Annotated in this window: 13 protein-coding genes, 3 tRNA genes and 1 pseudogene (1 of these 17 cut by a window edge); 3 read left to right on the top strand and 14 right to left on the bottom strand. The window is 48.9% G+C overall.

Features of this window, described 5'->3' with window-relative positions; all coding sequences use genetic code 11:
• The 8 genes from B2Q61_RS08310 to rlmE form a co-directional block, all read right to left on the bottom strand.
• Positions 1 to 23 (bottom strand) — tRNA-Met (locus tag B2Q61_RS08310); it reaches 211 nt to the left of the window's first position.
• Between the two features lie 75 nt (positions 24 to 98).
• Positions 99 to 183: transfer RNA gene (locus tag B2Q61_RS08305), tRNA-Leu, on the bottom strand.
• 12 nt (positions 184 to 195) lie between these two features.
• On the bottom strand, positions 196 to 519 hold the full coding sequence (secG, locus tag B2Q61_RS08300) for a preprotein translocase subunit SecG (protein ID WP_290618808.1): 324 nt from the start codon (positions 517 to 519) through the stop codon (positions 196 to 198).
• Positions 520 to 521: 2 nt separating this feature from the next.
• Positions 522 to 1,259, bottom strand: coding sequence for a triose-phosphate isomerase (tpiA, locus tag B2Q61_RS08295; RefSeq protein ID WP_290618810.1), 738 nt, complete (start codon positions 1,257 to 1,259; stop codon positions 522 to 524).
• Positions 1,260 to 1,378: 119 nt separating this feature from the next.
• A complete protein-coding gene (glmM, locus tag B2Q61_RS08290; RefSeq protein ID WP_290618812.1) occupies positions 1,379 to 2,713 on the bottom strand; it encodes a phosphoglucosamine mutase in 1,335 nt (444 codons plus the stop codon).
• On the bottom strand, positions 2,710 to 3,549 hold the full coding sequence (folP, locus tag B2Q61_RS08285) for a dihydropteroate synthase (RefSeq protein WP_290618813.1): 840 nt from the start codon (positions 3,547 to 3,549) through the stop codon (positions 2,710 to 2,712). Before folP ends, glmM begins: the two co-directional genes overlap by 4 nt.
• Before the next feature lie 145 nt (positions 3,550 to 3,694).
• Positions 3,695 to 5,617, bottom strand: coding sequence for an ATP-dependent zinc metalloprotease FtsH (ftsH, locus tag B2Q61_RS08280; protein WP_290618815.1), 1,923 nt, complete (start codon positions 5,615 to 5,617; stop codon positions 3,695 to 3,697).
• A gap of 54 nt (positions 5,618 to 5,671) precedes the next feature.
• On the bottom strand, positions 5,672 to 6,301 hold the full coding sequence (rlmE, locus tag B2Q61_RS08275; protein ID WP_290618817.1) for a 23S rRNA (uridine(2552)-2'-O)-methyltransferase RlmE: 630 nt from the start codon (positions 6,299 to 6,301) through the stop codon (positions 5,672 to 5,674).
• Positions 6,302 to 6,383: 82 nt separating this feature from the next.
• On the opposite strand from rlmE, the gene yhbY reads away from it, so the two are divergent.
• Complete coding sequence (gene yhbY, locus B2Q61_RS08270; protein ID WP_290618819.1) at positions 6,384 to 6,680, top strand: ribosome assembly RNA-binding protein YhbY; 297 nt, start codon at positions 6,384 to 6,386, stop codon at positions 6,678 to 6,680.
• A gap of 1 nt (position 6,681) precedes the next feature.
• Here yhbY and B2Q61_RS08265 read toward each other — a convergent pair whose 3' ends face one another.
• Entirely contained in the window at positions 6,682 to 7,083 is a 402-nt protein-coding gene (locus B2Q61_RS08265; protein WP_290618821.1) for a hypothetical protein, read from the bottom strand.
• A 154-nt stretch (positions 7,084 to 7,237) separates the two neighbouring features.
• Between B2Q61_RS08265 and B2Q61_RS08260 the strand changes: the two genes are divergently transcribed.
• Positions 7,238 to 9,001 carry a DEAD/DEAH box helicase gene (locus B2Q61_RS08260; protein ID WP_290618823.1) on the top strand — a complete coding sequence of 588 codons (1,764 nt, stop codon included), beginning with the start codon at positions 7,238 to 7,240 and terminating at the stop codon, positions 8,999 to 9,001.
• Positions 9,002 to 9,137: 136 nt separating this feature from the next.
• Here B2Q61_RS08260 and B2Q61_RS17800 read toward each other — a convergent pair.
• The 3 genes and pseudogenes from B2Q61_RS17800 to B2Q61_RS08250 all read right to left on the bottom strand — a co-directional run.
• A pseudogene (locus tag B2Q61_RS17800) lies at positions 9,138 to 9,191 on the bottom strand (hypothetical protein); the annotation flags it as partial.
• On the bottom strand, positions 9,184 to 9,462 hold the full coding sequence (locus tag B2Q61_RS08255) for a hypothetical protein (protein WP_290618825.1): 279 nt from the start codon (positions 9,460 to 9,462) through the stop codon (positions 9,184 to 9,186). The pseudogene B2Q61_RS17800 and the gene B2Q61_RS08255, both read right to left, overlap by 8 nt.
• Positions 9,463 to 9,515: 53 nt before the next feature.
• On the bottom strand, positions 9,516 to 9,782 hold the full coding sequence (locus tag B2Q61_RS08250) for a DksA/TraR family C4-type zinc finger protein (RefSeq protein ID WP_290618827.1): 267 nt from the start codon (positions 9,780 to 9,782) through the stop codon (positions 9,516 to 9,518).
• Positions 9,783 to 9,993: 211 nt separating this feature from the next.
• On the opposite strand from B2Q61_RS08250, the gene B2Q61_RS08245 reads away from it, so the two are divergent.
• Positions 9,994 to 10,067, top strand: a tRNA-Gly gene (locus B2Q61_RS08245).
• 63 nt (positions 10,068 to 10,130) lie between these two features.
• Here B2Q61_RS08245 and greA read toward each other — a convergent pair.
• Both greA and carB read right to left on the bottom strand, forming a co-directional pair.
• The gene (gene greA, locus B2Q61_RS08240; protein WP_290618829.1) at positions 10,131 to 10,607 is read right to left on the bottom strand and encodes a transcription elongation factor GreA; all 477 of its coding nucleotides are present in this window, start codon (positions 10,605 to 10,607) and stop codon (positions 10,131 to 10,133) included.
• A complete protein-coding gene (gene carB, locus B2Q61_RS08235; RefSeq protein ID WP_290618832.1) occupies positions 10,604 to 13,825 on the bottom strand; it encodes a carbamoyl-phosphate synthase large subunit in 3,222 nt (1,073 codons plus the stop codon). Before carB ends, greA begins: the two co-directional genes overlap by 4 nt.
• Positions 13,826 to 13,852 lie beyond the last annotated feature (27 nt).

Genomic DNA, 13,852 nt, shown 5'->3' with positions numbered 1-13,852 from the left:
CTACCAGACTGCTCCATCCCGCGTCCGTGTAATGGCGCACATTATATAGCGCCTTGCCTGTTATCGCAAGCCTTGCATCACAAAGCTATTGATTTAGTTGGTGCCGAGAGCGGGACTTGAACCCGCACGTCCGAAGACACTACCCCCTCAAGATAGCGTGTCTACCAATTTCACCACCTCGGCTTTAAAGAGAGATTAACCTACCGGGATATCGCTGTTATCTTCTTTCTTCACCGGCGCTTGTTCAACAGCCGGAGCAGATAAATCCCATTCATCCACTGGCGTGCTTTGCTTGGCAGTGTAGTTACCCAATACGATACTCAGTACAAAAAACAACGTTGCCAGAATAGTAGTGGTTTTAGTTAAAAAGTTGCCGGTACCCGAAGAACCAAACACGGTGGACGAGGCACCTGCACCAAATGCAGCACCCATATCAGCGCCTTTACCGTGCTGAATCAATACCAGGCCAATCAGCGCCATGGCTACCAATAAATAAACTACAATTATAATCTCGTACATGCTTAGTCCTTTGCGCTTTGGCAAATTTGCATAAATTCTGCTGGTTTTAAGCTGGCACCGCCAACCAATGCACCATCAATATCGGCCTGTGTAAACAGTGCCTGGCAATTTGCCGCGTTTACACTGCCACCATATAGTATTCTTACCTTTGCCGCAGCGGCACTATCGTACTTTGCCAGCTCGCGACGGATAAACGCATGAGTTGCCTGCGCTTGTTCCGGTGTTGCCGATTCACCCGTGCCAATAGCCCATACTGGCTCGTAAGCAATTACTGATTTCACCAGTAATTCGGGGTGCGAAGCATACACCGCCGCTAATTGTTTCGCAATAACCTGCTCAGTATTTTCTTGCTGGCGTTCTGCTAATGTCTCGCCAATACAAAGTACTGGCGTCAAACCGGCATCAATTGCCTGCTTTATTTTTGCGCAAATCAGCTGATCTGACTCGCCATGATATTGCCGGCGTTCTGAATGACCGGCTAATACAAAACTGGCGCCCGCTTCGTTAATCAGCGCGCCGCTGAGTTCTCCGGTATAAGCGCCGTCAATATGCTCGCTAATATCCTGAGCACCCAGCGAAAAATGCTCACTTGGCGTAAAGAACGCCAACAATGTCGCCGGCGGACAGATCAAGACGTCAACCTCTGAATTTAAGGTTGCTAACTGCTGCGAAACAGTCTCAACCAGTGCCCTGGAACCATTCATTTTCCAGTTGGCAGCGATTAATTTTTTTGCAGACATAACGTTATTTCCTGATGTAATACGCCGAGATACTAACTAAGCGTGCCGCTAAGAACAAGTAATAACAACGCAATGGCGTACTAACTGCGTTTAAAATGGTCAACGGCGTTGATTCACTTTCAGCTTGCCAGTTTGACCGCTGCGGCTATTTGCTCTGCGTACTCACGCACCAGGGTAGCGTCTTCACCCTCCACCATTACCCTGATAAGAGGCTCAGTACCGGATTTACGGATTAACACCCGGCCTGTGCCGGCAAGCTGCTTTTCCACTTCAGCTATTTTCTGGATAACATGCTGTTTTTCAAGCGGCGCGGTACCTTTTTCAAATTTAACGTTTACCAATACTTGTGGCAGCTTATGCATGCCCTCGCTCAGTTGAGCCAGACTTTCACCGGTTACCAGCATGGCATTCAATACCTGCAAGGAAGCAATAATGCCATCGCCAGTACAGGCATAATCTAAATTAAGCACATGGCCAGAGTTTTCACCACCAATCCGCCAGTTCTTCTCACGCAGCAGTTCCATCACATAGCGATCACCTACCGCACTTCGGGCAAACGGGATATCCAGTGCTGCCAGCGCTAACTCCAAACCGAGATTACTCATCAGGGTTCCGACCACACCACCTTGTAAGGTTTTTTCACGTTGGGCGCAACGGGCAATAATATAGACAATTTCGTCACCGTCCAGCACCCGGCCTTGCTGATCAACCATCATAACCCGATCGCCGTCACCATCGAAGGCAATACCTAAGTCGGCTTGCTGCTCAAGCACCGTTTGCTGCAATAAATCAGTATGAGTTGCACCACACTTTTCATTAATATTTAAGCCATCTGGTTTGCAGCCAATTGCAACCACGTCGGCACCCAGTTCTTTAAATACTGAGGGCGCAATATGATAGGTAGCACCATGAGCGCAATCAATAACAATTTTCAGGCCTTTTAACGACAAGTGGTTTTTAAGATGACTCTTACAAAACTCTATATAACGCCCCGCCGCATCTTCAATCCGCATGGCGCGTCCCAGCTTCTCAGAGGGCTCACACACCATGGGCTGTTCCAGTTCATGTTCAATGGCCAGTTCGACTTCATCGGGCAATTTGGTGCCATCAGCAGAGAAAAACTTAATGCCATTGTCATAATAAGGATTGTGCGAGGCACTAATCACAATTCCCGCCTCAGCCCGGAATGTCCGGGTTAAATATGCTACTGCCGGAGTTGGCATAGGCCCCAGTAAACGAACATCAACGCCAGCAGCCACCAGGCCAGCTTCAAGCGCAGTCTCCAGTAAGTAGCCGGAGATCCGGGTATCTTTGCCTATTAGTACTTTCCGGGTACCGCGTGCTGATAATACCCGGCCTGCTGCCCAGCCCAGTTTCATCGCAAATTCCGGGGTGATTGGAAATTCTCCCACCCGGCCACGCACACCATCGGTACCAAAATATTTTCTACTCATGCTTCTACTCCATAGCGTACAGCAGTAGCTACCTGCACTGCCTGTACCGTCTCTTTCACGTCATGCGCCCGAATTATCCGGGCACCTTGTAATGCAGCAATTGTGGCACAGGCCAGACTGCCTGCCAAACGCTGTTCAACCGGCACCTGTAACAAATTGCCAATCATCGATTTTCTAGACATGCCTGCCAACACCGGATAACCCAGCTCGCTCAGCTGTGCTAACGCAGCCAGCAACTGATAGTTATGGGTCAGGTTTTTACCAAAGCCAAAACCTGGATCCAATATCAGCTGATTTTTGGCAATACCGGCAAACTGACAATCCATAGTCCGACGTTGCAAAAATTTTATAACGTCGACAACGACATCATCGTACTGCGGCTGTTGTTGCATAGTGCGTGGCTCACCCAGCATATGCATCAAACATACCGGCACCTGTAATTCTGCGGCGCACTGTAATGCACCATCGCCCTGCAAAGCCTGAACGTCGTTGATCATATCGGCACCTGCCTTAACCGCCGCTGACATGACGCCAGCTTTACTGGTGTCTATTGATATCACACAATCAAAACGTTGCCGTATAGCTTCAATGACCGGCACTACCCGGTCCAGCTCTTGTTGCAATGACACGGCTGTTGCTCCCGGCCGGGTGGACTCCCCCCCAAGATCAAGAATAGTCGCGCCATCAGCTAACATTTGTTCAGCCTGGCGCAACGCTGCATCCGGAGCGAAATGTTGACCACCATCTGAAAATGAATCGGGCGTAACATTTAAGATGCCCATAACCACCGGGCGGGCTAAGTCTAACTGGCGTTGGCGGGGAAGTTGAAGCAGCATAATGATGACCTTTAACCATATGACGTTAAAACCGGGTTCTGAAATAAACAAACCCCGGCGTGCCGGGGTTTGGAGTATAAACAGACTTTACGTTAAGTGCATGCTGTTAATGCATACTGGCAACGCAGAACTTTAACACCAGAGCTTAATGTAAATTACCTTCAGAAGGCTTATCTGTTGCTACCGGTCCATCGCTTTCAGCTTTCGCTTTACCCGATGTGTCGTCATCATTATTGCCTTTGTCACGCGGTTCCCAGTTTTCGGGCTGGCGAACTTCCCGGCGCTCCATCAAGTCATCAATCTGTTTAGCGTCTATGGTTTCATATTTCATCAGCGCATCTTTCATCGCATGTAATATGTCCATGTTCTGTTCAATTAACTCTTTGGCACGCACGTAGTTACGATCAATAAACACCCGGATCTCAGCATCTATCGCTTTTACCGTATCTTCCGACATATGCTTATTTTTACTGACCGAGCGACCTAAAAATACTTCACCCTCTTCTTCCGCGTACAGTAAAGGGCCAAGCGTTTCAGAGAACCCCCACTGGGTCACCATTTTGCGCGCCAGGTCGGTCGCTCGCTCAATATCGTTGGAGGCACCAGTAGTAACTAATTCAAAACCATAAATCACTTCTTCAGCAATCCGGCCGCCGAACAACGAACTAATCATGCTCTCCAGGTGACGCTTGCTGTGGCTGACCCGATCCCGCTCTGGCAGATACATGGTTACACCCAATGCCCGACCCCGCGGAATAATACTGACTTTATAAACCGGATCATGATCCGGAACCAGCCGGCCAACGATTGCATGCCCTGCTTCGTGGTACGCCGTTGCTTCCTTTTCTTTTTCGGTCATCACCATAGAGCGGCGCTCGGCACCCATCATGATTTTATCTTTAGCTTTTTCAAACTCGTCCATCGATACAACCCGACAACTGCTGCGCGCGGCAAACAACGCGGCTTCGTTAACCAGATTGGCCAAATCGGCGCCTGAGAAACCCGGCGTACCACGGGCAATCACTGAGGGATCAACCCCATCGGCTAATGGCACTTTACGCATGTGGACTTTCAAAATCTGCTCACGACCTTTGACATCGGGTAACCCTACCACTACCTGACGGTCAAACCTGCCCGGGCGTAACAATGCGGGGTCAAGCACATCTGGCCGGTTAGTGGCAGCGATGACGATAATCCCTTCGTTGCCGTCAAAACCATCCATCTCGACCAACATCTGGTTTAACGTTTGTTCACGCTCATCATGACCACCCCCCAAACCAGCACCGCGCTGCCGGCCGACCGCATCAATTTCATCGATGAAAATAATACAGGGTGCAGCCTTCTTGGCTTGTTCGAACATGTCGCGTACCCGCGATGCACCAACACCAACAAACATTTCAACAAAATCAGAACCAGAAATAGTGAAAAACGGCACTTTCGCTTCACCGGCTATCGCTTTAGCCAATAAGGTTTTACCCGTGCCAGGCGGGCCTACCATCAACACGCCTTTAGGAATTTTGCCACCGAGCTTTTGAAAACGTGACGGATCACGCAGATAGTCAACCAGCTCAGACACTTCTTCTTTGGCTTCGTCGCAGCCGGCAACATCGGCAAAAGTCGTTTTGATTTGGTCTTCGCCCATCAGACGCGCTTTACTCTTACCAAACGACATCGCACCTTTGCCACCGCCGCCCTGCATCTGGCGCATGAAGAAAATCCAAACCCCAATTAACAACAACATCGGGAACCAGGAAATAAAAATAGTGGCTAACCAGCTGCTTTCCTCTGGTTTAGCGCCAACAACCCGTACGTCATGGTCGAATAAATCTTTTATTAAACCAGGATCATTCACTGGCAATACCGTTTCAAACCGCTCGCCGCTGCTGCGTAAACCGGTAATCACGCCGCTGCGCTCAATCTTGACATCACGGATCTGGCCCTGATTTACGTCTTTAATAAACTGGGTGTAACTGGTTTGCCTGTCTGCATTTTCACTGGGGCCGAAGCTGTTAAACACCGACATCAGTACTACTGCGATAACCAACCAGACAATCAGATTTTTTGCCATGTCGCTCAAGGTTATAACCTCATCTTCGCTAAAAAAAATTTACCGGCTACTTTACTAGACTTTGAAGCCGGTCGCCACGATATATGTTTCCCGAGACCTGGCACGGGATGAATCGGGCTTGCGTATTTTTACTGTGGTAAATAACGCTCTGATATCCTTCAAAAAGGCTTCAAAGCCATCACCCTGAAACACTTTGACAACAAAACTACCATTTTGCTTCAATGTTTTTCCACACATATCTAAAGCCAGTTCTACCAGATACATTGAACGGGCCTGATCGGTTGTATCATTACCGCTCATATTTGGCGCCATATCAGATAGTACCACATCTACGGTTTTACCACCGATCCGGCTCAGTAATGCGTCCAAAACAGCTTCCTCCCGAAAATCTCCCTGCAAAAAAGCGACACCTGCCAGAGGATCCATCGGCAATATGTCACACGCTATCACCGTGCCACTTTGTCCGACGACACCTACAACGTATTGCGACCAGCTGCCTGGCGCTGAACCTAAGTCGACCACTGTCATTCCCGGCTTCATCAGCTTATCCTGCTGCTGAATTTCTTCCAACTTAAACGAAGCCCGCGACCGCAAACCCAACTTTTGTGCTTTTTGCACAAAATGATCATCAAAATGCTCTTTTAACCATCGGGTTGAACTGGCAGAACGCTTTTTCTTGGTCATAGTACCACTCTTAAATAGTGTTATGCCTGAGATGGCGCTACAATAGGCAAAAATCAAGCTTGAATCTGGATATTCTACCCATATGAGTTTAACCAATAAACAAAAACAATTTTTAAAAGCCAAAGCCCATGAGCTTAAACCCGTAATTTTACTGGGTGGCAATGGCCTGACGGAAGGCGTGATCGCTGAGATTGAAGTGGCGCTGGGTTTTCATGAGTTAATTAAAATTAAAGTGCCGACCGAAGATCGCGAGCAAAAAGTACTGATCATGGATGCAATTATCCGGGAAACCAAAGCTGAAAAAGTACAGGTTATTGGTAAAACGCTGGTACTGTATCGCCAGAGCGAAGCCAAAAAAATTCAGTTGCCACGTAACTGATTTATCCGGCCAGATAGCCCGCTGTCTGCAGCGCGATGCGGGCAGCTTTATCGTCTATTGCAACCTGACTGATCAAACTTGCCGGCCGGTTGTCCACTTCTGTCGCTTTCTCAAACTGCCACATCACCACTGCATTGTCGGCATAAATGATTTCAACGTGCATTAAATTATGCTCAAAGCACCAATGGGTATTGTCTTTTAAGATACCGAAAACCGCTGCCGGGCTAAGTTGCCAGTGCCGGATATCCAACACAATTGCCCAGGGCTGAGCGATCAGACCCTGCACCAGGGTGCGAAGCTCCAGCACATAATCTTTTGCGGTTCTTTCATTCCAGATGCCATCTGCCCGTACCCACAACACCCGTTGTTCAACAGCAAGACTGAACGCTTTTTTATTTTTCATTAATTACTCCCGCTATAGCCTGGTTACTGTACCCTATACGCGGTAAATCTAAACTCTGACCTGTGTTTAAATTGTAAATATTTATGAATAGATAGCTCATTGAAGTTACCAGCAGCTAATAAGCAAATTAAAAACCCGATAAGCCACTAAGATTATGAAATTAAGAGACTACCAGCAGCAGGCCGTTGCCACAGCTATCGCCCACTTTAAACAGAGTCATCAGTCCGCAGTCATGGTACTACCTACCGGCGCGGGCAAAAGCCTGGTGTTGGCAGAACTGGCCAGGATAGCGCACGGGCGGGTGCTTATTCTTACTCATGTGAAAGAGCTGGTTGCCCAGAACGCTGAGAAAGTGGGATTACTCAGCCAGCCTGCCAGTATTTATGCCGCTGGTCTTAATCAGAAAGACAGTTCGGCGAAAACGGTGATTGCCAGCGTCCAATCCGCTGCTCGTAATCTGGCGCAGTTCAATCAGGCATTTTCCTTACTGATTATTGACGAGTGTCACCGGGTTAGTTTGAATGCTGATAGCCAGTACCAACTGTTATTCACACAATTGCGCCGGCAAAACCCCGCGCTGAAAATTCTGGGCCTGACTGCCACCCCTTATCGATTAGGTACTGGCTGGATCTATCAGAGTCATTATCATGGCCGGATTGGCTCTGCTGAAAATGCCAGTTTCGAACATTGTATTTTCGATCTGCCGTTAAGACCGTTAATTAACCAAGGGTATCTGGCTAAACCGATATTGCTCGATGGGTTGGCCGCTCAGTATGACTTTAGCGCCCTGCAGCCTTTGAGCGGGATGGATTATAGCGAACAACAGATTGAATCTGTGCTGGGAAAAATGGGCCGGGCTACAAAGCTGATTGCTGGCCAGTTAGTTCAACTGGCCGCCAGTAAGCAGGGTGTTATTATTTTTGCGGCTACGGTGCGTCACGCCAATGAAGTGCTAAGCCTGCTGCAACAGCATAACCAGAACGCGGCGCTGCTTATCGCGACAACGCCTGACAAAGAACGTGATCAGTTGATCGCAGCATTTAAAGCAAAACAACTGAAGTTTCTGGTGAATGTGGCGGTATTGACTACCGGCTTCGATGCGCCTCATGTCGATTTAATTGCTATCTTGAGACCCACCGCATCGGTAAGTTTATTTCAGCAAATGGTCGGTAGAGGCCTGCGCAGTGCGCCGGACAAAAAGCAGTGCCTAATCATTGACTACGCGGCCAATGGCTACGATTTGTTTTATCCGGAAGTAGGCAGCCCGCGCCCGAGCAGCAAGTCGGTGCCGGTGCAGGTACCCTGCCCTGAGTGTGGCTTTGCCAATATTTTCTGGGGGCTTACTGATAGCGACGGCGATCTTATTGAGCACTATGGCAGGCGCTGCCAGGGATTACTGGCGCACCATACGGGCGCCGCAGCCAAGCAATGCAGTTACCGCTTCAGAGCCAGAATATGCCCGGACTGCGGCGGCGAGAATGATATTGCCGCCCGGCAATGCCAACAGTGTCAGTCACAGCTCATTGATCCGGATAAACGCTTAAAAGAAGTGCTCAGTAAGCAGCATCATCATTTATTTCGCTGCCAGCAGATGCAACTTTTTGATCATAATGGCGATTTAAAAGTACATTACCAGGACAATGACGGTAATCCGTTTTACCGCTATTTTAAAATGCAAACAGTGGCACAGCGCCGGGCTGTATATGCGTTATTTATTAAACCGCACAGTCGCACGCCCGGTATTACACAAAAGAAATATCATACTGCCAGCGAGCTGGTAGCGGATCAGCATATATTCCGCATGCCGCAACTTATTCTGCTTAAAAAGCAGGCCAAAGGCTGGCAGCAACTGGATATTTTCTTTGATTACAGTGGCCGTTACCATAATTCTGATACTTATTCTGATGCAGCCGAATAATCTGATTCGGTATTTAAAGAGTGTTACTTTCTTCAATTAACTGTAAAAGCCCAATAACGGCATCCGTCATTACTCTTCGCTGCTCTGCAGCAGAAATGGTGGCTTTTTTATCCATCGGCTGGAAACCATACCAGCCAAACTGGGAGTGATTCGCCCCTTCTATCCACAACCAGTGTGTATGTTCAGGCAATAAATAGGCGTTTGCTCTTACCTTCCGGGGTGATGCCAGTCCATCCCGGGAAAAACAGCTGTGTGGTTGGTTGCAACCCTATTGCAGGTTTAAACTGCCAGATACCGTCAGTAAAGCTAACCGCAACATTAGCATCACTGACGGCTGCCGTTTTAGCCTCAGTGTCGGCCCGGTAAGCATACAACGACCATATAACGAATATGGCCGTTGCACTGAGGGCCACGGTTATCCAGATGCGTCGAACTACACGCCAGTATTTACGAATTTCCATTTATGTCTGTTTATCCCTATAGCCATGTAATCAGACCAATTGTCGCTGTATCGTTATCTTAGTTGACTGTCCTTGCTGCCGCGACGGTTAATGCCACCAGCTTGCTTGTCCTTTTTTTCAAATGCGGCCTGGCAGGCAATACACAAACGAACGCCCGGCACCGCCTCACGCCGCTGCTCAGGAATACGCTTGTCACATTCCTCACAATGAACTGCACTATCACCCACTGTTAATTTATTCCGGACCCGTTGCACCGCATCATCCACGCTCGCATCAATTTGATCCTGCACCGCGCCATCACGCGACCATCCGCCTGCCATAGTGTGCTCCTTCTTTGGGGTCAGTAAGGTGTTGATACGGTCTTTCACCGCCGTTAATAACATAAAGGTTAGCAGCTGCTATTGCTGCTGCAACACAGATAGCGCTCGAATTAATCAGGAAAGTGCAACACCCTGATAAAAAGCAACCTACCCAGGTACCTGACAGTTGACTGCATAGTAAGCATTGCAGTAATTTAGCGCAGTGCTATTGGCGGGTGTAGTTCAATGGCAGAATGAAAGCTTCCCAAGCTTTAGACACGGGTTCGATTCCCGCCACCCGCTCCAGATTTTCAAATAAAAAAACGCCAGGGCAAGCCTGGCGTTTTTAGTCAGTTAACGCTTTTAGCGTCAGATATATTTAACGTCCGTTATTTCAAACTCAACCACACCTTTCGGGGTAGTAATATTTGCAACGTCATCGGTTGTTTTGCCAATTAAACCGCGGGCGATGGGTGAATTAACAGAAATTAAATTGTTTTTAATATCTGCTTCGTCATCACCTACGATGCGGTAAGTCACTTCTTCGTCGGTATCCAAGTTTAAAATAGAGACCGTGGCGCCAAAAATAACTTTGCCGTTGTTTGGCATTTTGCTGATATCAATAATCTGTGCATTAGACAGTTTACCTTCGATATCCTGAATACGGCCTTCACAAAAGCCTTGCTGCTCCCGGGCAGCGTGGTATTCGGCGTTTTCTTTTAAATCACCATGGGCGCGGGCTTCAGCAATAGCCTGAATAATGGCAGGCCGCTTTACCGATTTAAGCTCGTGCAGTTCAATCCGCAATGCTTCTGCGCCCTGAACTGTCATCGGAATTTGACTCATCCGTTCACTCTCTTATGTAATTCCTGAATAGAATTGACGTTATTAAAAGCACTGGCTGTATTTGCTTTACACGTCGCAAATGCAGCGTTAAGCGTTGTAGTATAGTTGGCTTTATGCTGCAGTGCACCACGGCGTAAAACTTTAGAGTCTTCAATAGCCTGGCGCCCTTCGGTGGTGTTAACAATGTAACTGTATTCGCCGTTTTTAATCCGGTCCAGAATATGCGGCCGGCCTTCGTACACTTTGTTCACAGTACGACATGGCACCCCTGCAGCCGCCAGTGCTCTAGCAGTGCCGCCAGTGGCGTCAAGCTCAAAACCAATTTCCACCATCCGTTTTGCCAGCTCAACAACGCGCACTTTATCGCTGTCACGTACCGAAAGCAAGGCACGGCCACCGGTTGGGATCAAGGTACCCGAACCCAGCTCACCTTTGGCAAAGGCTTCTTCGAAAGTATCGCCTATACCCATTACTTCACCAGTAGAACGCATCTCAGGGCCAAGAATAGGGTCAACGCCCGGGAATTTATTAAACGGAATGACCACTTCTTTCACCGAGAAATACGGTGGAATAATTTCTTTGGTAATACCTTGCGACGCCAGTGACTGCCCCGCCATACAGCGGGCACCAACTTTGGCCACCGCCACCCCTGTCGCTTTTGACACGAAAGGTACGGTACGGGCAGCACGTGGGTTAACTTCGATTAAGTAAACCTCATTGTCTTTTACCGCGAACTGGGTATTCATTAAGCCTACTACGCCCAGCTCCATTGCCAGCTTTTTAACCTGATCGCGCATCACGTCCTGAATAGCCGGACTTAAGCTGTGTGGTGGTAATGAGCAGGCCGAATCCCCGGAGTGCACCCCGGCTTGTTCGATATGCTCCATAATACCGCCGATAATGACTTCCTTGCCATCACAGATCGCATCGATATCCACCTCAATCGCATCATCAAGGAAGTTATCCAATAATACCGGCGAGTCATTCGACACGCTGACAGCTTCTGTCATGTAACGACGTAAATCCTGGTCATCGTAAACGATTTCCATAGCGCGGCCGCCCAATACGTACGACGGACGCACCACCATCGGAAAGCCAATTTCATGGGCACGCGATAACGCTTCTTCGACACTGGTTACCGTGGCATTTTGCGGCTGCTTTAAGCCCAAACGCTCTACGGCCTGCTGAAAGCGCTCGCGATCTTCAGCGCGGTCAATCGCGTCGGGCGAAGTGCCGATAATTGGCACGCCATTCGCTTCAAGAGCCCGGGCTAATTTTAATGGCGTCTGGCCGCCATACTGGACGATAACGCCTTTTGGCTGCTCGATGCGCACAATTTCCAGTACGTCTTCTAAGGTAATAGGCTCAAAGTATAGCCGGTCAGAGGTATCATAGTCGGTTGATACGGTTTCCGGGTTACAGTTAACCATAATGGTTTCATAACCATCTTCACGCAGCGCCAGGGCGGCATGCACACAGCAGTAATCGAATTCGATACCCTGACCAATCCGGTTAGGGCCGCCGCCAATAATCATTATTTTGTCACGATTGGTCGGCGCAGCTTCACACTCTTCATCGTAGGTGCTGTACATGTAGGCGGTATCTGAGGCAAACTCTGCCGCGCAGGTATCTACCCGCTTGTATACCGGATGTAACTTGTAGCCATGACGCTTTTTGCGTACTTCGTTTTCACTGACACCCAACACGGCCGCGATGCGACTGTCGGCGAAACCTTTGCGTTTCAGTCGCTTTAAGCGTACTTCGTCAAGGGCCGCAAAACCATCTGTCGCCAGCGACTGTTCTTCTTTCACTAAATCTTCAATCTGTACCAGAAACCAGCGGTCGATATTGGTCAGGCTGAAGATTTCATCCATGCTCATACCAAAACGGAACGCATCCGCAATGTACCAAATGCGGTGTGAACCAGGCTCACGCAGTTCACGGGTTAATTTTTCTTTCGCTTCAGGCTGACTCAGGTCGATGATCGGGTCCAGGCCAGAGACGCCGATTTCCAAACCACGTAACGCTTTTTGCAACGACTCCTGCTGGTTACGGCCGATGGCCATCACTTCACCCACCGATTTCATCTGAGTGGTCAGGCGATCGTTGGCTCCGGCAAACTTTTCAAAGTTAAACCGTGGCACCTTAGTCACCACATAATCGATGCTTGGCTCGAACGACGCCGGGGTACGGCCACCGGTAATGTCATTGGCCAGTTCATCCAGGGTATAACCCACTGCCAGTTTTGCCGCCACTTTAGCTATCGGGAAACCGGTTGCTTTTGACGCTAAGGCCGATGAGCGTGACACCCTGGGGTTCATCTCAATGATTACCATCCGGCCATCAACGGGGTTAATCCCAAACTGGACGTTAGAACCGCCGGTTTCAACGCCAATTTCCCTAAGTACCGCCAGCGATGCATTACGCATAATCTGATATTCTTTGTCGGTCAGGGTTTGCGCCGGAGCTACCGTGATCGAGTCGCCGGTATGTACGCCCATCGGATCAAAGTTCTCGATGGCACAGACGATAATACAGTTATCGTTTTTATCACGTACCACCTCCATTTCGTATTCTTTCCAGCCAATTAACGACTCATCAATGAGCAGCTCTTTGGTCGGCGATAAATCAAGGCCACGGGTACAGACTTCTTCAAATTCTTCGCGGTTATAAGCAATACCGCCGCCCGAACCACCCATGGTAAAAGACGGCCGGATAATACAGGGGAAACCAATATCATCCAGTACCTGATAAGCTTCTTCCATTGAATGGGCAAAGCCGGCCCGCGGGCAGGCCAGGCCAATGGAGCGCATCGCTTTATCAAAGCGGCTGCGGTCTTCTGCTTTGTCGATAGCATCCGCAGTCGCACCTATCATTTCCACGTTATATTTAGCCAGCACACCGTGCCGCTCTAAATCCAGCGCACAGTTAAGTGCAGTTTGGCCACCCATGGTAGGTAATACTGCACAAGGGCGTTCTTTTTCAATAATTTTTTCCACTACCTGCCAGTGAATCGGCTCAATGTAAGTGGCATCGGCCATTTCAGGATCGGTCATGATGGTAGCAGGGTTAGAGTTCACCAGAATGACCCGGTAACCTTCTTCGCGCAGTGCTTTACAAGCCTGGGCGCCTGAGTAGTCAAATTCGCAGGCCTGGCCAATTACGATAGGGCCGGCGCCAATAATCAGAATGCTTTTTATGTCGGTACGTTTTGGCATGGGGTCGCTCTCTCCGTAATTCGTGTT

Origin of the sequence: Arsukibacterium sp. UBA5043 (genome assembly GCA_002415085.1) — a bacterium.
Lineage (GTDB): Bacteria > Pseudomonadota > Gammaproteobacteria > Enterobacterales > Alteromonadaceae > Alishewanella.
This window is presented reverse-complemented; position numbering and strand designations above follow the sequence as displayed.

Excerpts from the sequence above, each read along its gene's own strand:
- secG (WP_290618808.1), bottom strand. The coding sequence starts at position 519 with ATGTACGAGATTATAATTGTAGTTTATTTATTGGTAGCCATGGCGCTG.
- tpiA (WP_290618810.1), bottom strand. The coding sequence starts at position 1,259 with ATGTCTGCAAAAAAATTAATCGCTGCCAACTGGAAAATGAATGGTTCC.
- glmM (WP_290618812.1), bottom strand. The coding sequence starts at position 2,713 with ATGAGTAGAAAATATTTTGGTACCGATGGTGTGCGTGGCCGGGTGGGA.
- folP (WP_290618813.1), bottom strand. The coding sequence starts at position 3,549 with ATGCTGCTTCAACTTCCCCGCCAACGCCAGTTAGACTTAGCCCGCCCG.
- ftsH (WP_290618815.1), bottom strand. The coding sequence starts at position 5,617 with ATGGCAAAAAATCTGATTGTCTGGTTGGTTATCGCAGTAGTACTGATG.
- rlmE (WP_290618817.1), bottom strand. The coding sequence starts at position 6,301 with ATGACCAAGAAAAAGCGTTCTGCCAGTTCAACCCGATGGTTAAAAGAG.
- yhbY (WP_290618819.1), top strand. The coding sequence starts at position 6,384 with ATGAGTTTAACCAATAAACAAAAACAATTTTTAAAAGCCAAAGCCCAT.
- B2Q61_RS08265 (WP_290618821.1), bottom strand. The coding sequence starts at position 7,083 with ATGAAAAATAAAAAAGCGTTCAGTCTTGCTGTTGAACAACGGGTGTTG.
- B2Q61_RS08260 (WP_290618823.1), top strand. The coding sequence starts at position 7,238 with ATGAAATTAAGAGACTACCAGCAGCAGGCCGTTGCCACAGCTATCGCC.
- B2Q61_RS08255 (WP_290618825.1), bottom strand. The coding sequence starts at position 9,462 with ATGGAAATTCGTAAATACTGGCGTGTAGTTCGACGCATCTGGATAACC.
- B2Q61_RS08250 (WP_290618827.1), bottom strand. The coding sequence starts at position 9,782 with ATGGCAGGCGGATGGTCGCGTGATGGCGCGGTGCAGGATCAAATTGAT.
- greA (WP_290618829.1), bottom strand. The coding sequence starts at position 10,607 with ATGAGTCAAATTCCGATGACAGTTCAGGGCGCAGAAGCATTGCGGATT.
- carB (WP_290618832.1), bottom strand. The coding sequence starts at position 13,825 with ATGCCAAAACGTACCGACATAAAAAGCATTCTGATTATTGGCGCCGGC.